The 20,111-nt window shown below is 38.6% G+C and carries 17 protein-coding genes, 1 tRNA gene, 2 pseudogenes and 2 other annotated features; of the genes and pseudogenes, 12 read left to right on the top strand and 8 right to left on the bottom strand.

Going from position 1 to position 20,111, the window contains the following annotated elements; all coding sequences use genetic code 11:
- Window positions 1-57: 57 nt before the first annotated feature.
- Together JN080_RS12780 and JN080_RS12775 are read right to left on the bottom strand one after the other, a co-directional pair.
- Window positions 58-234 (bottom strand): aspartyl-phosphate phosphatase Spo0E family protein, encoded by a 177-nt coding sequence (locus tag JN080_RS12780; protein ID WP_256236395.1) that lies wholly within the window; start codon window positions 232-234, stop codon window positions 58-60.
- Window positions 235-534: 300 nt separating this feature from the next.
- The gene (locus JN080_RS12775) at window positions 535-696 is read right to left on the bottom strand and encodes a GNAT family N-acetyltransferase (protein WP_256236394.1); all 162 of its coding nucleotides are present in this window, start codon (window positions 694-696) and stop codon (window positions 535-537) included.
- A 387-nt stretch (window positions 697-1,083) separates the two neighbouring features.
- On the opposite strand from JN080_RS12775, the gene JN080_RS12770 reads away from it, so the two are divergent.
- A complete protein-coding gene (locus JN080_RS12770) occupies window positions 1,084-2,574 on the top strand; it encodes an FTR1 family iron permease (protein WP_256236393.1) in 1,491 nt (496 codons plus the stop codon).
- Between the two features lie 15 nt (window positions 2,575-2,589).
- On the top strand, window positions 2,590-2,964 hold the full coding sequence (locus JN080_RS12765; RefSeq protein ID WP_256236392.1) for a hypothetical protein: 375 nt from the start codon (window positions 2,590-2,592) through the stop codon (window positions 2,962-2,964).
- 260 nt (window positions 2,965-3,224) lie between these two features.
- On the opposite strand, the gene JN080_RS12760 is transcribed toward JN080_RS12765, so the two are convergent.
- On the bottom strand, window positions 3,225-3,533 hold the full coding sequence (locus JN080_RS12760; RefSeq protein ID WP_256236391.1) for an ArsR/SmtB family transcription factor: 309 nt from the start codon (window positions 3,531-3,533) through the stop codon (window positions 3,225-3,227).
- A 130-nt stretch (window positions 3,534-3,663) separates the two neighbouring features.
- On the opposite strand from JN080_RS12760, the pseudogene JN080_RS12755 reads away from it, so the two are divergent.
- From JN080_RS12755 to ilvN, 3 genes and pseudogenes are all read left to right on the top strand, one after another.
- Window positions 3,664-4,725, top strand: a pseudogene (locus tag JN080_RS12755) (oxidoreductase); the annotation flags it as partial.
- 137 nt (window positions 4,726-4,862) lie between these two features.
- Window positions 4,863-5,136 (top strand) — a binding site (T-box leader).
- An 83-nt stretch (window positions 5,137-5,219) separates the two neighbouring features.
- Window positions 5,220-5,490, top strand: a binding site (T-box leader).
- Window positions 5,491-5,570: 80 nt separating this feature from the next.
- The gene (gene ilvB / locus JN080_RS12750; RefSeq protein ID WP_256236389.1) at window positions 5,571-7,307 is read left to right on the top strand and encodes a biosynthetic-type acetolactate synthase large subunit; all 1,737 of its coding nucleotides are present in this window, start codon (window positions 5,571-5,573) and stop codon (window positions 7,305-7,307) included.
- A gap of 5 nt (window positions 7,308-7,312) precedes the next feature.
- Complete coding sequence (gene ilvN, locus JN080_RS12745; RefSeq protein WP_256236494.1) at window positions 7,313-7,789, top strand: acetolactate synthase small subunit; 477 nt, start codon at window positions 7,313-7,315, stop codon at window positions 7,787-7,789.
- A gap of 149 nt (window positions 7,790-7,938) precedes the next feature.
- Here ilvN and JN080_RS12740 read toward each other — a convergent pair whose 3' ends face one another.
- Entirely contained in the window at window positions 7,939-8,178 is a 240-nt protein-coding gene (locus JN080_RS12740; RefSeq protein WP_256236388.1) for a hypothetical protein, read from the bottom strand.
- A gap of 296 nt (window positions 8,179-8,474) precedes the next feature.
- Between JN080_RS12740 and JN080_RS12735 the strand changes: the two genes are divergently transcribed.
- Entirely contained in the window at window positions 8,475-9,293 is an 819-nt protein-coding gene (locus tag JN080_RS12735; RefSeq protein WP_256236387.1) for a DUF2935 domain-containing protein, read from the top strand.
- Window positions 9,294-9,533: 240 nt separating this feature from the next.
- Here the strand turns inward: JN080_RS12735 and JN080_RS12730 are convergent, their stop codons facing one another.
- A complete protein-coding gene (locus tag JN080_RS12730) occupies window positions 9,534-13,250 on the bottom strand; it encodes a DUF2062 domain-containing protein (RefSeq protein WP_256236386.1) in 3,717 nt (1,238 codons plus the stop codon).
- A 500-nt stretch (window positions 13,251-13,750) separates the two neighbouring features.
- Here JN080_RS12730 and JN080_RS12725 point away from each other — a divergent pair, with 500 nt between their 5' ends.
- From JN080_RS12725 to JN080_RS12700, 6 genes and pseudogenes are all read left to right on the top strand, one after another.
- Window positions 13,751-14,374 carry a hypothetical protein gene (locus tag JN080_RS12725; protein WP_256236385.1) on the top strand — a complete coding sequence of 208 codons (624 nt, stop codon included), beginning with the start codon at window positions 13,751-13,753 and terminating at the stop codon, window positions 14,372-14,374.
- 789 nt (window positions 14,375-15,163) lie between these two features.
- On the top strand, window positions 15,164-15,916 hold the full coding sequence (locus JN080_RS12720; RefSeq protein ID WP_256236384.1) for a BMQ_0737 family morphogenetic spore coat protein: 753 nt from the start codon (window positions 15,164-15,166) through the stop codon (window positions 15,914-15,916).
- 333 nt (window positions 15,917-16,249) lie between these two features.
- Window positions 16,250-16,450, top strand: a pseudogene (locus JN080_RS12715) (YolD-like family protein); the annotation flags it as partial.
- Window positions 16,451-16,557: 107 nt separating this feature from the next.
- Entirely contained in the window at window positions 16,558-16,746 is a 189-nt protein-coding gene (locus JN080_RS12710; RefSeq protein WP_256236383.1) for a hypothetical protein, read from the top strand.
- A 325-nt stretch (window positions 16,747-17,071) separates the two neighbouring features.
- Window positions 17,072-17,377 carry a recombinase family protein gene (locus tag JN080_RS12705; protein WP_309144674.1) on the top strand — a complete coding sequence of 102 codons (306 nt, stop codon included), beginning with the start codon at window positions 17,072-17,074 and terminating at the stop codon, window positions 17,375-17,377.
- Window positions 17,378-17,592: 215 nt separating this feature from the next.
- On the top strand, window positions 17,593-18,114 hold the full coding sequence (locus JN080_RS12700) for a hypothetical protein (protein WP_256236382.1): 522 nt from the start codon (window positions 17,593-17,595) through the stop codon (window positions 18,112-18,114).
- A 315-nt stretch (window positions 18,115-18,429) separates the two neighbouring features.
- Here the strand turns inward: JN080_RS12700 and JN080_RS12695 are convergent, their stop codons facing one another.
- The 3 genes from JN080_RS12695 to JN080_RS12685 form a co-directional block, all read right to left on the bottom strand.
- Window positions 18,430-18,603, bottom strand: a complete 174-nt coding sequence (locus JN080_RS12695) for a hypothetical protein (protein ID WP_256236381.1) — start codon at window positions 18,601-18,603, stop codon at window positions 18,430-18,432.
- Window positions 18,604-18,768: 165 nt separating this feature from the next.
- Window positions 18,769-19,851 carry a tyrosine-type recombinase/integrase gene (locus JN080_RS12690; protein ID WP_256236380.1) on the bottom strand — a complete coding sequence of 361 codons (1,083 nt, stop codon included), beginning with the start codon at window positions 19,849-19,851 and terminating at the stop codon, window positions 18,769-18,771.
- Between the two features lie 104 nt (window positions 19,852-19,955).
- A tRNA-Arg gene (locus JN080_RS12685) sits at window positions 19,956-20,029 on the bottom strand.
- Window positions 20,030-20,111: the final 82 nt, after the last annotated feature.

The raw sequence follows: 20,111 nt of genomic DNA, 5'->3' as shown, positions 1-20,111 counted from the left end.
ACAATTTATGAGATCATTTGCAAATGTATGTTACGAGAATTGCCTGGAGTTAATTTTCTAATTGTTGCTCATCATTTGATATTTGGCGATATAAGTATCAAGCTCTTGACTGATTCTAATTGTTTTTTCACTTGTAAGTCCTTCTTGGATACCAATCCGAATCATTTCTTGCCGAAGGAATTCAATTGTTTTATTGAGAAATGGGTTATCAATTTTTTTATGCAATGAAATCACTAAATTATCTCCTTTTTTACAAAGTACATGTATCAATTTAACATTTTTTTGGATAAAAATAAGTGATTTTTCCCACATAAAAGCAAAAAAATTTCCGACAAAATTTGCCGGAAAAATAAAATTAATTAAAAGGGGGTCTTATGAAAAAGAGCTTTCCGATTTCATGCTTTAATCTTACCAACTAGAAATGAACAAATTATTAATAACAAGTTAACATTCTTTAAAAATTGAGGGTTAAAAAGTTTTTAAGAATAGATTAAAAATGTTTTCCTAATGATGAAACAGGAACCAAAAAATCCTTCAATTGGCAAGAACATCTTGATACTCTTCCTTACTTTCAAGGACACTTTTTGCGTAAGGACAAACAGGGACAATATATTTAGTTTCGTCTCTTGCATATTCGGCTAGTCTATTTATTAGTTTTTTTCCTAGTCCTTTGCCATTGTGGCTTTCGTTGCTCATTGAATACTTCTCCCTCTGTTTGGATTGAAAGGAAACCCACTCTCAATTTTCCCCTAAATTTTAATTAGACAAAATAAAAGGAAGCCAGTTTTTAATAAAAAAGAAGGCACAGAATTATGAATCCAAAAGGCTGATTGGATTCGATTATAGGCCATTGCAACGAGCAAGGTAAACTTCAGTGGAGTTATAAAGCAGTTCCTTCTGTGGGTAGCACTTGTTAAAACCGGAAGTTTTTGCAGTACCATAAAAAAATGTTCACATTATTGTAATAAAAACAAAAAAAGTCTAATTGACAATCATTTTCATTACAAATAGAATAATAATAGATTCATAAATGAAATTCATTATCAATTAAAAGGCTTACATATTACAATAAGGAGAAGGAATATGCAAAAAAATTTATTACTCAAGATCCTCACTTTTCTAATCATTATTGGGTTTGGAATACATATTCCTGCTCCTGCATTCGCTGCTGGAAATTCCAATGAAGACATGAAGAAGGCCAAAGAATCTGTTGATAAAGCAATTGATTTTGCTTTAAAAGGAAATCTTGCAGAATCACAGAAGTCTTATGATCAATTTAATAAAAAATGGCGGCAAATCGAAGAGGGAGTAAAAGCAGATTCAGCAACGGCTTACCGGGATATTGAATCAAATATGGGCAAGGTTGTTTATGCTTTTACTCTAAAAAAGCAGGACCAGGTAGTACAGGAGTTGCAATCTCTTAAATCTGTAAATGAAAAATTTGCAAGTGGCGGTTACCCAAAGGAGCCAGGATTTAAGAAAGAGGATCTTTCTTTAGACGATTTTATTATTCTACTTCAGCAAACAAAAAAGGAAGTTAGTAATCAAAACCAAGGCCAAGCTCTTGTAAGCATTAAGAAGGCTAGTGACAGCTGGTTGAGCGTGGAAGGCGTAGTGGTTGCACAGTCAGCCTCTGTTTACAGTGATTCTGAAAGAGATTTAGTTTCTATTCAAGCTATGCTTACTGCTAATCCAACAAATTATCAACAGGCTGAAAAGACGATCACGAATATGGTTAATTACCTTACCCCATTAGCTCAAAAATCTCAATATACTTATTGGGATGCAGCAATGATTCTAATTCGAGAAGGACTGGAAGCATTACTCGTTGTCATTGCCCTTATGTCTTTTGCAAAAAAATCAGAATCAGCAAAGGGGAAAAGATGGATTTGGACGGGTGTTCTTAGTGGACTTGGAGTGAGTGTAATTCTGGCTCTGATCGTTAAGTTTGTGATTTCATCCGGCGCATTTGGTAATAATAATGCTCTTATTGGCGGGTGGACAGGCGTATTTGCAGCCGTCATGTTATTGTATATGAGCTATTGGCTCCACAGCCAATCGAATATCGCTGATTGGAACCGCTATTTGCGTGAAAAAAGTCAAACGGCATTATCAACAGGAAAACTCATTTCTTTAGGTGTACTTGCTTTCCTTGCAGTATTCCGTGAGGGAACGGAAACCGTGTTATTTTATATTGGAATGGCAAGCCAAATTAAACTGCAATCCCTATTAATAGGTTTTCTGATCGGAGCTGTTATTCTCGGGATCATCGCCTACTTAATGGTGTTTGTTGGCTTAAAGCTGCCGCTAAGGCCATTCTTTATGGTATCAAGTGTCATTGTATTTTACCTCTGCATTAAGTTTACCGGAATGGGTATACACAGCCTGCAATTAGCAGGACTGATTCCAACAACGAATGCCGAAAGTATTCCAAGCGTGGAGTTTTTCGCCCTATACCCATCGTGGGAAAGCACTATTCCTCAAATAGTTCTTGTTTTAGCTGCTGGGATTATTGTTTTATTCAAGAAATTTAAAGTTCAAAAGCTAATAACAGCTGATAATAAATTAAATTAGAAAGCAGGAGAGAAAATGAAAAAGATAACTTCAATGATATTAACAGTAGGTCTTGGCAGTGCATTACTTTTAGCAGGCTGCGGTTCACAGAATAGTAAAGTTTCTGCTGGAGTAAATAAAATGTTGGATACAACCGAACAGCTTTCAAAAGCAATTGACAGCGGAGACAAGGCAAAGGTAAAAGAGGTTGGTCCTAAACTGGAAGATCAATGGTCTTCGTTTGAAGATGAAGTGAAAAAAGACAATAAAGACAGCTATGAAAAAATTGAAAAATATCTTGATCCAACCATTGCCGGATCAGAAGCAGCTACTCTTGATAAGGAAGCTTTAGGTAATTTGAATGGTCAACTTACAGATGCCTTAAAAGAATTAGCTAATAAAACAAAATAAACATATTGAAAACACAAAAGAAGAGACTAGCTGCTAGTCTCTTCTTTTTGGTGGTGTAACTGAATTGATGCGTCTATATGGAAAACCCATTATAGGCATGGTAATCACCTTCATTTCAGCGAATGTATAAACGACAAGCAAAATTGAACGTTTTAACATAAAGAGGTTAAAAACGGGGAAACTAAAATGGTTTCAGAAGTTTTGCTTGGTTATTTACAAAAGCTAAAAATCCTACCTAATTGTTCAGGCTGAGTAGAATTTTAAAAAGGTTTAGTTGCTGTTTGGATCGATTCTAGTAATCCGGGAAAACGATTATCTAAGTCAGTAGTTCGAAGAGAGATTAAACGCTGCCTTCCTTCTAGTCTTATTTCTATCACTCCGGATTCTCTCAACACTTTAAAATGGTGTGAAAGTGTTGATTTAGCGATAGATATATCAAAAGCACCACAGGTTAGTTCTTTACTGCCTGCCAAGTTTCTGACAATATTCAACCTTATGGGATCACTTAAAGCGTATAATACAGCTGTTAATTGAATATCTGAGCAATTGGGATGAAATAGTGTTCTCATAATTGCATGATAACATAAAAATGTGATACCGTTAAATAGTTCGAATATATTCGAACTATAGAACAAATAAAGGATCAACATAGAAGTTTATGGTGTAAAGCCATGTAGAACAGGAGGAACCACAATGAAACAATCAGTACAAGAGAAACTTTTTGAGACTGTTAAGGTTGGAGCTTGGAACTTAAGAACACGTACCGCTATGGCACCGATGACACGCTGCTTTGCTGATGACCAGACAGGTGTTGTCGGCCCAGATGTGGTCGAGTATTACAGGAAACGCGCAGCCGATGGTATCGGTCTTATTATTACGGAAGGAACAGTAATTAGCCCACAAGGGAAAGGGAATCCGGGGGTCCCAGGTTTGTATTCTCCAGAACAAATTACAGCATGGAAAAATGTGACCGAAGCTGTACATAACGAAGGGGGCACAATTATTGCGCAGATTTGGCATGTTGGAAGACTTACACATCACGAACTAACAGGCGGTCTACCTCCCCAGGCCCCTTCCGCTATTCAAGCAGAAGGATTAGTTCATCGCTTCCGCAAACCTTATGATGTTCCTGAAGAGATGTCGATAGAAGATATCCAAGAAGTGGTACGACAATTTGCCCAGGCTGCAAAAAATGCACGAGCAGCCGGCTTCGATGGAGTAGAGATCCATGGAGCACATGGCTACTTGATTGACCAATTCAACTCCGATCTCACGAATAAGCGGACTGACCGCTATGGGGGAGATTTTGCCCAACGACTTACTTTCATGAAAGAAGTATTAACTGCAGTCATCGATGAGATTGGTGCGGATCGCACGTTAATCCGTTTTTCTCTTATGAAAGGCGGATTTTCTGACAACATCATGTCGAATCCAGAGGAAGCTATTCGTAAATTTATTGAAGCTTTCAAAGAGGTTGGTGTGAAAATGGTCCACCCATCCACTGCAATGAAGGACTTTAGGGATGTGTTAGCAGATGGGAAAACGCTGCATCAGCTGGTGCGAAAATACTGGAATGACATCATTGTGGGGGTAGGGCATTTAAATCCAGAAATAGCTGAACAAGCAATAAAAGAGGGTACAATCGATATAGCTGCATTTGGACGTCCATTGATTGCTAATCCTGATTTTCTGCATCGTATCAAAAATGGTGAAGAATTAATTGAATATGATGTCAATAAGCATTTGTCTACACTTGTGTAAAGTAAAAAATGATTGTATCAAGTCATGTACGAAATACCACCAAAATGTATAAATTTTGCTGAACATTTTTCACTTTAGGCTAAATAGACTGTTGACATTTTTTCTTAATTATAATAAAATTCGCAATAAGTTGATAATATATAGCAATGAAGAGGATTAAGAAACAGGGCTCTTATGTACAGAGAGCAAAGGAATTGCTGGAACCTTTGCCATAAACCATTGTTTTGAGTCACCTCTGAGCTGTTTTTCTGAACAATAGGGATTAAACACCCTTGCTAGTAGGGAAAACCGATAAGCACACGTTATTGTGCAAAAGGTCTTAAATAGTTAAAGACCTGCTGAGGTTATATGCTGTGAGGCATATAACAAAACAGGGTGGTACCACGGAAGTCAACCTCTTTCGTCCCGACATACGCAATTCCTGCGTGTGTCGAGATGAAAGAGGTTTTTTGTATCTAACAATGTATTACGGTTAAATTAAGAAAATGAAAAAAAGATAGGCTATGACGAGGATCAAGATACAGGGCACTTATGTACAGAGAGCAAAGGAATTGCTGGAACCTTTGCCATAACCCCTGGTTCGAAGTCACCTCTGAGCAGTTTTCCTGAATATTGTGGTTAAACAACTCGCTAATAAGGAAAACCGGATGGCACACGTTACTGTGCTAAAGGTTTCAAGTAGTTTGAGACCTGCTGAGGTTATATGCTGTGAGGCATGTAACAAAACAGGGTGGTACCACGGAAGCAATCTCTTTCGTCCCGATTCGCACATACTGCGTGCGGTGGGATGAAGGAGTTTTTTTAAATTTAAATTAAAGAATGTATTTTTTGAAGGAGGATAACGAATGGATACTCAAAGTACAACAGTTTTATCTCAGGGAAATCTACGAGAAAAATTATTAAAGCCTGATTACCTGTCAGGTTCAGAAATTTTGCTTCGTTCCTTGCTATTAGAAGGAGTAGATTGTGTCTTCGGTTATCCGGGTGGGGCTGTATTATACATTTATGATGCCATGTATGGGAACAAGGATTTTAAACATGTTTTAACACGCCATGAGCAGGGAGCGATCCATGCAGCGGATGGCTATGCAAGGTCAACAGGCAAGGTGGGTGTTTGTATAGCTACATCGGGTCCAGGAGCAACAAATCTTGTTACGGGAATTGCCACGGCTTATATGGATTCCGTTCCACTTGTTATTATTACTGGTAACGTTGCTACATCTTTAATTGGTTCGGATGCTTTTCAGGAGGCAGATATTATGGGTATAACGATGCCCATTACAAAGCACAGCTATCAAGTTCGGAATGTTGAGGATTTGCCAAGGATTATTCATGAGGCATTTTTTATAGCATCCACCGGTAGAAAAGGTCCTGTACTGATTGACATCCCAAAGGATGTATCATCTAATAAAACAACCTTTACCTATCCGGAGGAGATTCAACTCCGTGGTTATAAACCGAATAAATCACCTGACAAACGACAAGTTGAAAAATTAGTAAAAGCCATCTCGGAGGCAAAACGTCCTGTAATATTGGCAGGAGCAGGTGTTGTTCATTCGGGAGCACACGAGGAGCTCTTGGAATTTGTCAATAAGACACAAATCCCTGTTACGACTACGCTTTTGGGATTAGATGGATTCCCAAGTGCCCATCAATTATGGATGGGAATGCCGGGAATGCATGGGACGTATACCGCGAATACAGCGATACAAAATAGTGATTTGTTGATTAGTATCGGTGCCCGTTTTGATGATCGGGTTACGATGAATTTGGAGGGATTTGCACCCCATGCAAAGATTGCCCATATCGATATTGATCCTGCTGAAATTGGAAAAAACGTTAAGACCCATATCCCTTGTGTTGGTGATATAAAGTCCGTACTTGGAATGGCGAATGAAATAGCCAAGCCTGCTCAATCGGAAGCATGGATTTCGCAAATTAAGGAAAACAAACTGAAGTTTCCTTTGAAGTATCAGGATGAAGAGCAAGTGCTAAAGCCGCAATATGTGATCGAAATGATTCACCAAACGACCAAAGGTGAAGCAATTATCACCACCGATGTAGGGCAGCATCAAATGTGGGCAGCCCAATTCTACCAGTTTAATCATCCTCGATCTTTAATAACTTCAGGGGGATTGGGGACGATGGGGTTTGGATTACCTTCCGCCATCGGAGCGCAAATGGGAAATCCAGACCGCTTGGTCATCTCCATCAATGGTGATGGCGGCATGCAAATGTGTGCCCAGGAATTAGCCATTTGTGCAATTCATAACATCCCTGTAAAAGTGGTGATTATTAATAATCAGGTATTGGGTATGGTCCGGCAATGGCAGGAATTTGTACACGAAGAGCGATATAGTCACATAGATTTATCAGGAAGTCCAGACTTTGTTCAATTGGCTAAAGCGTATGGAGTAAAAGGGCTTAGAGCACAAACAAAAGAAGAAGCTGAGCTTGTATGGAAAGAAGCGTTAGAGACACAGGGTCCTGTAGTAATTGATTTTGTTGTACCGAAAAGTGAGACAGTCCTACCAATGGTATTACAGGGTAAATCCCTTAGTGAAATGAAGATGGAGGAATAATGGTCATGGAAAATCAAAAAACAATTTCGCTGTTAGTAAAAGATCACCCGGGGGTAATGCAGAGAATAACAAGTCTTTTTACCAGGCGGGGATATAATATGGAAAGTATTACGGTTGGAGCCTCAGAAGAAGCTGGATTATCACGAATTGTTATTGTTACAACCTGTGACAACAGCCAAGTGGATCAGATGGTAAATCAACTATTGAAATTAATTGACGTTTACGAAGCAACACTTCTAAGTCCTCAAGAAACAGTTACGCGTGAATTAGCGCTTTTGAAAATTAACGTGGAGCCAAGTATGTTTGAAGAGATGACTAATCTTGTCAAAAAAATTCAGGCAACAGTATTAGACATCGGCACAAAAACGATGATTATCCAGGCAGTGGGTGATTCAGAAAAGATTAACGCAACTGTAAACCAGTTTATTCCCTATGGCATATGTCAATTGTCGCGTACTGGAGTAATGGCAATGGAGAAGTGAAATTGAACCTAGGAAATTAATGAAAAAATCCAATTTTAATAACTTAAGAATTAAGAAAACCCTGATTACTTCCTAGAAGGAAAAATCAGGGTTTTTCTTCATAAACGAATATCCTCCTAAAACTTCAATTCTTTTTTCATCTTGAATAATTACTTATAGCTTAAAATTCGACATTCAATTGACGGCCGTTTTTTAGATTTACGTATAGCCGGTAAAGGTTTATTACCTCCAAGGCGTTTCAATTCATCACGTAGCTGTTCTCCAAGTACATTCTCAAGTTTAGTAATTTTTGCAGAACTACCAATAAAATCTTCTAAATTAATACTGGTATCAGGTTCCGGACAATTACGAGCAAATGTATAGCAAAAAATAGGGAATGACTGATTCATAAACAATTTGCCCCTTTCAATTAGATGTTGGCATTTCATAGTATGTTTACGCATATCAGCTGTTACCGGATTTACTTTGGAATGATGCCCAATTAAAATGACTAACAATCATGACAGTTCAATCATTCTTTATGATTATCCAAGTAATTGGGAAGTAGTGAGCAAAAGAGGTTCTATTTACCTGTCCCGGATAATAGGATAGTTAATGGCTAGTACCATTCTGTGAAGCTATGACATATATAAAACTACAGGCTTTGGGATAACGCCTAAATTTAGAAAAAGAGAGGGGTACATGGGTGGGAGAAGAATTAACAGAGATGGATTTTGTTACAGAGTCAATTAATGAGAATCTTTTCTGGCTGCGTATCATGAAGGAACACGCATTGTTTATGTCACAGGGCTTTGACAGAAATGATAAAAATTTGATCAGACAGGCAGATCAGTTTTTCGCTGCATTTGATAAACGGTTAATGGAAGTTGCCAAATTACGTCGCGACCCTGATGTGGTATTAAAATTTAATGAAGAGAGTATTTTACTTGCACGGAGTTTTCGAGAGTTTAAATCTAAGGTTTTATTATTAATTATCCAATGTAAAATTGGAGGATTTAATTTTCCACTTTTAATTGATCACATTGCACGTGAAGCCGGGTATTTTGTTGAAACTTTGAGGGGGCTGAACGAAGGAAGGCGTGAACCTCTTGCAGATCGAATCGTTGATGAAAATGTCTTTTGGCTTCGAATTATGGCCGATCACAGTAAGTTTATTGCTTCATTACTTGACCAATCAGAACGGAAACTGATTACCGTTGCAAGTACTTTTTCAGATGAGTTTGATCAATTATTAGCACAGGCCCGGGATTTAGAATCAATGGTCAAACAAACGGAACCTTCCTTCTTCAATGTACTAACGCGCTTTACTGAAGATGCTCAAAGAGCTACCACTGATCTTCGTAACTTTAAACGAGATGCGCGAGATTTAATCGAACAATGTAAAATATTAAGCGTGATTAATCCCCTTCTTGCTGATCATGTTACTCGTGAGGCGAATAAATTCCTATCAATTTTAAGTGATCTATCCAATCGTGCACAAAATGTTGTAATTGATAAAGACTAAGTTAATATAGGTCCTTACTAGCAATAAAGTATTCCATTCTTTTGCCCTCAGATTTATAATTTGAGGGCTAGTTTCGGGCTGATTCTAATAAAATGATTTGAAGTTTTAATTGGAGTTAATGTGGTTCAACATGGACATGAGCATCATATACGTAATGCTTTTTCGCCCGTAGGTAAAGCACTTATAAATCAATATAAAAAAGGCCTTCCCCAAATGGGAAAGACTTGTGCGGATATTCCATTACATATTTTCCTTAACCTTTGCGATATAAGTTTCCTGGGTTACATTACCTTTTCGTTTTAGTTTATTCCAACCAACGGTTACTCCCTTTATTGCCGAAAAGATGGATTTTATCACGACATAAGTCATAAGCTGCTTGTACAAAATTCGCTGCAGGAACAAGGAACCAAGTGGTTTAGGACTTTCGTTCTCTAATCGAAACGCATATAGAGAAGAAGCGAAATCCAGCAAGTAAAACAGGATAAAGCCAATGGATGCTTTTCCGGGATGCTCGCCAAAAAGGGCCATAATGAACAAGATATCTGCAAGAGGTGATATTGTTTGATAAATATATTGGAAAAGCCACATGTTTGGAAGGCCGATATATCCTAATGATTTATGTTTTTTATTGAATAAAGCCTCCCGATGTTTCCATAAGCATTGCAGGGTACCATAAACCCATCTGTAACGCTGTTTTGCCAAACCTTTAATATCTTCCGGCACTTCTGTAAAGGCATAAGCCTTTTCTTCAAATTCAATCTTTTTCCCTTGGCGTAAAAGGGTAAGAGTGATATCGGTATCTTCTGCCAGTGTATCTTCTTTAAAGTATCCTGCATCTTCTACGGCCGTCTTTCTCCATGCACCGATCGCACCCGGTACAACCGTAATGCAATTGAGAGCGGCAAAGGCCCTTCTCTCTAGGTTAAAGCCTGTCACATATTCGATATGCTGCCAGTTTGTCAGGAGGTTCCCTTTATTGCCGACCTTAACATTACCTGAAACAGCAGCAACATTTTCATTTTTAAAATGGTTAACAAGCAGTGAGATGGCATTATCAGCAATGAGTGTATCAGCGTCAAGAGCAACCGCAATTTCCCCTTTTGCTTCTTTAAAACCAAGATTAACAGCGGAAGATTTTCCTCCATTGGTTTTTTTTAGTAATCTGACTAAGGAATGGTCTGCATAAGTTTTTTGAACAACATCAGCAGTATCATCCTTTGATCCATCGTCGATAACCAGCACCTCAAAAGCTTGGTAATCGCTGGCTAAAATAGAATCAATCGTTTTCCCAATTACTTTTTCCTCGTTATAGGCCGCAATAACAACACTTACAAAAGGTGTAAACTCAGGGTCAATCTTGGTCTCTTTATAAGCCTTTACCTGTTTTCGGGAAAGAAAAAAGAAGATAATCAGGCGAAGAATTCCTAAAATGATTGCTGAGTAAAACAGGACGCTTAATCCTAATCGCCAGCATTGCATGACTTTAAATACAGCCTTGTCATAGATTAAATAAGGGCTATCCTGAACAGCAGGAGGCATAACCTGACTATCTTTTTTTCCAATAAGATGAGCAGCGGTGGTAAAGGTATAGCCGCGTTTTTTGAGCTCATTAATAATGATCGGCAAAGCTTTTACAGTGTTGGAGCGGTCACCGCCAGCATCGTGGAGCAAGATGACATTTCCTTTTGGAAGTTGGTCAATTACGCGTTTTACAATTTTACTACTAGGAGGTCTTTGCCAATCGTTGGTGTCAATTAGCTCCCCAACCATTGTATATCCCATTTCCTGTGCCCTTAAAACAGGAAGAAGTTCACTCCTAGTGCTTGGTTCTGCATCCGCTTCATACGGCGGGCGGAAAAGGTTCATCGAATGACCCGTAATTTCCTGAAATAAGCGCTGATTTGTATTTAGCTCCATCTTCGTTTGAAATGGTGTGGTGGATGCAACATCGGGATGAGTAAAGGTATGGCTGCCTATTTCATGGCCTTCTTTATACATCCTTTGAATCAGTTCCGGATGCAGTACAGCATTCTCTCCAACGATAAAGAAGGTTCCTTTTATATGATTCTTGTTTAGGATGTCCAATATTTGTGGTGTATAGGTTGGATCCGGACCGTCATCAAAGGTTAGCACGACTTCTTTACGTTTAGGTTTGCCATACCGGACCACCTCAAAAGGCTTTGGTAATGCAGCATAGGTTTCTTGTTGAATAATTCCATCCGAATCGGTTTGAATCGTTCTTTTCCCTTTTTCAGATGAAGAAACAATTTTTAAAATCTCGCCGGCACCTGTATAGTGAACAGGCTCAGGACTGACTATGGTTTTAAGGGCATTGGATGGATTTTGTATTTCCTTCGGTTTATTCATGTAATTCCAGATAGAAGGATCTTCAGAACCGAGACGCCAAATTGCGATTCCTTTTGAACCGCTGTTTACCGCCAGTTTCATTTGATTATAAAATGTAGCAGCATCTAAAAACCAAACAATATGGTTCTCTCCGTTTAATTTGTAACGAAGATAAGGGTTGCCGGCTTGTCTATTCCAATGGATTTGCAGGTTTGTACCAATTCCAAGATTCATTATATCCCCGAACGTCATCGTATCTGCGGGCTGATTGGAGTTTTCTTCCCAGTCGTAACCGTAGCTTCCCAAACTTACAATCAATTTCTGGGATGGAATATTGAGCTGGTTTAAGCTCTCTTTTACCCAATCAGATGTAGCTAAAGGTCCCGGAGCATTCAGGGCGGTATGCTGGTCATATAGCATGACAATCATCCGGTCAACTTCAGCTGCTAATGAAGCATAGTCATAACTATTGTTCTTTGGCGGAACATCCATTGTTACCATAAGACCATGTTGATGAAATTGCTCTGATACCTTATCCATAAATCGAGTAAAATTAGCCTTATCATTCTCATTGATTTCTTCAAAGTCAATGTTGATACCGGCAAAGTCATTTGTTCTCACATAAGCCAACAAATTTTTAATAAAAAGATCTTCCGCTCCGGGAGTAGTAAATAACCGGTGAAGAGTATCTCCATCCCATTTATTATTAATGAAATTATTAACTAATGGGAGAACCTTGATATGACGTGCTTTTGCCTCTGTAGAAATAGCAGAGGCAGTGCTGGTTTTAAAGGTAAGGTCAGGAGTAAGCTGCAGCCACTCCGGTATTAAGGTTGTAATTGAATTGATATTTTTTTTAAAAGAAGTTTTACTGTTTGGGTCCCAATTGACGTAAAAGCCATAAACTTCTTGTTTATCCGAAACTTGATTTTTGTTCAATAGATTTTTTTGAACAACAGGGGAAGGCTCCGTTTTTTGAAGCTGTGATGCAAGTTGAGCATCACTGAAACTTTGATTAATCGGTACAATCCCACTCGATGCTGCGCTTTTATTCAATTGCAGGTTAGGAAATACCGGGTTAGTAATAAGGCTTTCAATAAAAATAGTCGATACTAAAACAAAGAACACTAGAAAGCCTAAACTCATCCGTTTAATAACCGACCAGCGTCTTTTTGTGGGATCAAGAAAAACATGTTCTTGATTCCGCTCCCTTTTTTTTAGTCCTAAATTATAAACCCAGTAGAAGAAAAAATAGCAGACAAGACCGATTAAGCCTCCCAGGACCCCTGTTGAAAATGGTACTTTATGTTTGAGGGTAGAAAATGACCAGTTATTAATACTAGCATGTATTGGAAAGTATCTTTCCAATACATGTAACTTCAGGAATGGTAATTGATGAATGATAGGAATAAAAATCGTAAACAACGTTCCAAGGAATAAAGCGACAATATTAAGACGAAACAAAAGTGAAAAAACAAGCATTAATGGGATTCTTAAACTATATAAAGGTAAAAAGCCCAGGAAAAAACCAAGTGTACTCGCAACCGCTCCTCCACTTCCCGTGACAGGTGCAAACAATGATCTAACAATCCATTTAAAAACTCGATTCACTATGATCCCTCCCTATAGATGTAGTGTCGAAAAATGTATAATTATAACTTAATAGATTGATTTTATACCATTAAAATCTCTAAAAACATTACATTTCGGTAACAGGCGCGGTTAACCGATCAGTGGATCCTGAACGTCTGCATCAGCGTACAGATGTTTTTTCGACAAAAAATGAATAACAACAAAAGGTTAGGAAGTCATTTTAGAATTTTGGGGGTAGGGTGAAAATGTTGTTAATTTTTTAATGGTACTGGAGTATATTTTTGGTTTTTATTAGTCTTAAATCACTTTTGATTGATCAGTACGAAAAACTTCTTTTCTTCTTAAAGAAGAAAAGCCGGAATAAGTCTCCTAATCCTTTTGGAGACAAATCAATTGAGGGCAATCATTGCAATCATACGGCCTAATTACACATAGTGACATAATACCCCCATAAACAACATAGGGTTGGACGAATACTTGTATTGCGATCGAGCACAAAAAGACACGAGGGGAAAAACATGAACAAACTTACTAAAGGAGCCCTTTCTATGGTGTTAGTGGGATCCATTACATTTTCTGTCACCAACGCCTTATTAGCCGATCATTCTAGTATGCTATCAACACAAGGAAATACTTTTATCAATTCCGGACATCACAAAACGGCAAATGGCAGTAACCAAGCAGAAAAAATAGTGAAAGATCAAACACCAACAACAGATGTAAAAGACGTGCAAACCACTCTACCTGATAATCATTCAGCTCCGCAAGCGGTTTCCAAAAATGAAAATAAGAGTAATCAGGACATAAACGTGAATGAAAAGAATACGACTACCATTCGTACTGCGTCACCGACTGTCAATACAACAGCGACTGCAACCAATACAGCACCTGTAAATAGCATTGCGCCTATAACGAACACAGCACCTGCTACTGGTATTGTACCTGTAACGAACCCGGCGCCTGCAATGAAAATAGCGGTTACAACGAGCACTACGTCAAAGTCGAATAGTACTTCAACAGGAGCTTCAAGCACGAAATCTGCTGCTGCGACTGCGCCAACGACAACAACTACAACGACAAACAACCATGGACAACAAGTTTCTCAAGCCGCAAAAGAAAAAGCTGCGGGCCGTAAGGAATAAAAAGAAAAAAGTAATTTTTTTGAATAGAATCGTAAAAAGAAGACGATCTTTTTTATCATCAAAAAGGTGGTTTTAAGCATACGCTTGACTCCATTTCTCGTAAGATGCACCTGTCTTCAGGAGTAATAAAATACTTTGGAACCTTAGTTAATACCTATAACAGTAAAAACAGAAAAAGCCCTTGCTACGCAAGGGCTTTTGGACGTCCCAGAGAGGATTCGAAGCATTTAGAAGAACACTTTGCCGGTTAAAGGTCGAGGCAGGTACGAATATTTTTGTGTTGCAACGGTTATCGGGTCACCAGTCGTTAGAAAATTTACGGCGCTATGTAGAGATGTACGGAAAGGACTTAGAGGATGCAATTGAAAAGGGATTCGAAGGACTGTAGATGCAAAATGGAATTATGTATCTCTATTGAAGCGAGCATGTATAAATGACGAATAGACTTCCAGAATCAACATATTTACACTTACCGTTGAATTACGTATTTAAATATCAATTATTTTACGTCACCTTACTTTAATTGGTGACGTTTTTTTAGTTTGGCTCGTTGTTAACGGGGCAGCCTAACGAGAAGATGAAAGCTTCCCTTACACAAACTGTCCCCGCTTTTTTAAAGAGGTTTTATTCATGGAATATTTCATAATATGTTTCGTTTGATGTTTAGTGAAAATAACGAATTTAATAGTGGGTAAAGTTAAATTAAGTAAACATTACATATTCAACACATATGATAACAATGTCATTTGACTAATTAGTAACCTTAATTAAGAGAGGATGGTTTTATTCATGGATTTTAGATCAGTGAATGGCGGTCAGGAAACTCTTTGTATTAAAGTTAACAAAGTGTATGACTGGGTTACTCGACAATCAGATGTGCCCCTGATCAGCTTCAATGCAAGCGACCTGGGAACAACACTTTTCTTTGACTGCCCTGGCGGTGTCTCCCCATCTCCAGGATTATCCGATGACCCTTGTGCCGTTTTAGGCAACACTTTTACAGTTGATTGCTTCGTAACAGATGAGGAAGGTAATCCAGTAGACCCGCTTGCACCCGGTTCAATCCTTTGTACTGAAATTGCTCAGCCAGAAGGACGTGCAACTGGAACTTTCACTCTTCCAACTTGTGAAACTGTAACGCTTCAAAAAGTAAAAGTATTGAAGAAAGGTTTTGTGGTTGTTCGCGTAACGAACCCTCAGGGAGTATTTTGCCAAACTACGCCAATTCCATTTGCAGTAGCTGAAAAATTCTTCCTTTGCGCACCTCCAGGTACATTCTTACAATGTGAAATTACAGATTTTGAATGTGACGCAAACCTAATTTGCCGTCCTGGTGCTTCACCTGGGTTATTTACATTCCAACAGCTTGATATTTCAATTAATATGTGCCAAAACATTCAAATGGAAGCATTAGTAAAACTTGAAATTACTGCAGAATTCTGTGCTCCACGTCCAGAATTACCGTTCGTGTGTCCGGCGCTTATGTTCCCGCCACAATGTCCAACCATATTTCCACCAGCAGAACCCTGCCCTACTCCCTAAGAAGGGGTAAATAGATAAATTTTCAAAACGACCATATAAATTTGGTTGCTTTGAATACCCTCTTTTGTAAAATAGAGTTAAGATAAAAAAGTTGTTAAAGAAAGCAAATAATAGGACCTATGTAGGTTCTTTTTTTACTTCCATGCAGAACACTCGTTCGTTTATGATAAATGTGAGGTGATTAATATGACTATACGTGACCGCGGTAAAATTAAATGGCAACCAGCTTCTTTTATACCGTTAGCATTCGAAATGCAACGCTCGATGTATAAGGATCAAGAACGCCAACCTAAGCCGTTTAATGACGAATATGAGGCCTAAGAGTTCGACCAACGTATATGTTATGCGATGGAACGTAATTTAACCGTAAAGTTAACGTTATGGACCGATGGATTTACTGAGAAAGTGATTGGTCGCATTCCTTACGTTGATCCAATAACTCATCAGCTAAGCATTGAAGTAAAGCCTGGAGAGAATGAACGGATATCAATTGAAGATGTTATTGAGGTGATTGTGGAGAATGAGTGGATATAGATCGAATATCGAATGGGTCAATATAGTTAAATCTTTAATAAATGTAAATTCCCTCTTTCGTCTTTCACAAAATTCTGTTAGAATCACTCGCAACAGGGGGTGTTTAAATGATAAATTTAACGGAATTTCTAGGAGCTCCATATGATAGTTTAATTGAAGCTAAAATAGATAAAAGTCCGAGTGAAGTCGTGATTACTGATAACGGTGGAGAAACGTACTATATCGTTTCACGGGAAGTATATGAGCAAAATCTTAAACCATTTGGATATGAAATCGTTGTAGCTGATGGAGAGTAAATCACTCTCCGTTTTTTATTTTGTTTTTCTCTATACGTAAAAAATATCGCTTACGTTTTGAACCCGCAATTGACTAAAATCATTCGGTCCAAAGAGCTAAATTCTGTTTGAAAAGTTTTATAAAATTCGGAGAAATTAGCGATCGTCATTCGACGATCTTTTTTTTATAATAAACAACATGCCAAAACCAAAACCCTTTAAATTCCTTATTTAGTTAAAACGAACAATAGCTACTTACCTAGCAACCTTATCACAAACGAAGGCCCACCCTTTATATCGACATGTGCCTGGTGTAACGCATACATGGACGTCAAATCTCACAACATTGACGAAGAAGATACTTGTTGATCGAGCTTTAGGATTAGACCCTGTATTAAAGATACTATCATGGTTAGCTAAAGAGGAAAGAGAACCGATCAAGAAGCCTCAACGAGAAGGGATTGATGTTAAATTTAAAAATGGAGTAAAATTCGGCAGACCAAAAGCGGAACTAACGGATGAATTCATTACGGTATATACGGAGTGGAAAGCGGGGCAGATCACTGCAACAGAGGCGATGAGAAGAGCGGATATGAAGCGGACAACGTTCTATAAATTAGTTAAGGAATACGAGGAGAAACAGGCGAACTGATGACGGTTCGCTTTACGTTTGGTTGATTACTCATAGTAACGATAAAGCAGGTTAGGGTATGCCACCTACGATCAAGATCGACCATACTCCTTATAAACTACAACTGGTGGGAAGCACAGTCGAAGTGAACTCGAAACCCTTAGTGTTCAACATAAGTAATTGTACAGATTAACTCCGTGATTTGTCCGTTACAAATACCCTTTGCATTTAATATAATGGACAGAAAGACTTTTTATGGAAAGTATGTGTTTTTTATGGCGACTTTAAGTACAGGACCTTTTCTTGTTCCTAACTTTACCCATCATCCATACAGTCACTGCAACGTAGTGATCGTGTTGCTAAGTAACCAGACCAACCAGACACTTACCGCCACGGTACGAATCGACCAGGTCGTCAAGCCTCCAGTAGTTGTACCTCCAACGAATTTCATTTTGCCCCCGAACACAGCAGCAGGGATTAATCAACCGCTGTTCATAGACGCGACCTCAACGGCCACTAGTACAACAGCATCAAGCAATCCACGTGCTTTGATAGTCACCATAAGCGGAGACGTTGAAAAGTCAGGGAATAAGATTCAGATCAGTGTCACAGGAGGATTCTCATCTGATGGAAGTTCACTAGATTTCTCGGAGGCAACTATGTTTTTCCGCCATGAAGACTTCATAGTCGTTTCTGGCCATCATAATGATGATGACGAAGAAGAAAGCAGTGACGAAAGTAGCCTAACGTTTGAATAAGCATGTTTAGACCGTTTCTTACGTATAGAGCGGTCTTTCTTTTGGACAATGCGCCACCGCCACCCTATCACGAACAAAGCCACCATGTCATATCGGCACTTGCCTGTTGTAACTCAAACATGAACGTCAAATCTCGAAACCTTGACGAGCTGAACGCTACCCCCCTCTATAAAATCGGTCGGTACAAATAGCAAAATCCGTTTTTAAAAATTCTTTCGGAGTTGAAAAATCTCGAGGGTCATACTGTGAAGTTCCTTTTTCTTGTTGAACTAACTGGCGGATAGTTGAATAAGCATAACTTCTTCAAAATGTGCATTATCCTTTATCTAATTTTTTAAGTTTTTTTCTTATGTCACTTAATGCATTCAGCTTTCCTTTAATATAGGCTCTTTTGTCATCCGTCTTTTCTTCTGATAAAACATTCATATAGTAATTCGTCATTGCGGCAATGTAATCCACTAATTCCTTTAACTTTTCTTCAGAGTTCATTGTTGATTCCTCCAAGCCTGTTTTTTACAACAATTATACGCGTTTTTGTTTTATATCAATATGTCGCTTTTTGGGTCTACTGTGTAATATTTCTTATTAGGAACGGGTGCTTTGGTGTAAATAGCAAGGTCGCCTAAATGGCGTTTTTTTTTATTTTGTCCATTCTTAGCAAGCGCAGAGAAAGGCTCTGAGACGCATCGAAAAACGTTTTATCGACCAAGGGCATCGACTCGATTCATTACAGTCGCCTCCACATAGCAGGAAAAATAAGGTACATAATCGAAAATTTATAGATAACGCAAGTTCAACGTAAGGTGAATGGAAGAAGAACGCGAACATATGCGGGTGCAGCTTCGGTATATTTAATTTCCGCTTTAATCGATTTAATCTGCGACGAAAGGCGTCATCGGTAAAATCCTCACCATATGGGTTCATGAATAACTTACACCCCTCTCCAAAATATTGCTCGGTTTCATCTAACAATTGGCGTAACCTCTTAGCAACCTCACGGCTAATCGGTATCTCACTTGACTTTCGATTCTTTGCGATCTGAGATGGTACAATAATCGATAATTCCTTGAAATTTACTTGATCCGCAGATAATGATAGTGCTTCACTTATTCGAAGACCAGTATCCAATAACAATAATATCAGCGTCTTATCGCGCCACTGTGCAAACTGCCTGTCGTCAAAAGAGGATATGATGGCGTCAATTTGTTCGTCAGGTATACCTGGAACCTCTTCGTGGGCATCGTCACGCACTTGGAATATATTTTTCATAGGATTAGTCGGAAGGATACCCTCGTTAATAGAAAGCGAAAAAACGTGCTTAGACCACGAATAACGAATGTTAATCGTATAAACGGATAATCCTTTATCTTCCCGTTTTCGTATTGGGTCCTCGGCATAAAGCGTTCTTTCCGTTCTTAGATAATTGATGTATTGGCGAATTGAATCAGTAGTAATTTCATTGACATTCGTTTTGTCATTATTCAACCATTGCCGAAAGTAACGGAAAATATCGTGGTAACCTTTAATGGTCCCTGGACGTAATCCTTCTGCGGTTTTAGCCCGAATAAAGATGTCAATAGACTCCAAAAATGAATATGAGACATCCCTAAACTGTGGGACATCAGGTGTGTCTTTAAGACCTCTTTCTCCGATGAATCTTCTTTTCATGCGTTTTTTAGCTCCTTCCATGTTAGAGCCGAAGTGACCTACAGTTAACGGAGTCAGTCCTACAGTCATCAAAACCACGTCCTAAAGCTACACGAAAAAACGCTATGTCACGTGATTGTCCAGTAATGATTGACGGTGAACAAATCGCATAACATAGCGTTTTCTTTAGATAGCGTCCCAGAGAGGATTCGAACCTCCGACCTACAGTTTAGGAAACTGTTGCTCTATCCTGCTGAGCTACTGGGACATATAAAGTTAATTTCCTTAAAATAATGTAACGGTGAAAAATCCCACACCTGCCTCAGAAAGCTTATTCAAGCAGCGGCTCG

Source organism: Bacillus sp. EB600 (genome assembly GCF_024494385.1).
Taxonomy (GTDB): Bacteria; Bacillota; Bacilli; order Bacillales; family Cytobacillaceae; genus JAEVLT01.
The sequence above is the reverse complement of the archived record's forward strand: the minus strand, read 5'-3'. Positions and strand labels throughout refer to the sequence as shown.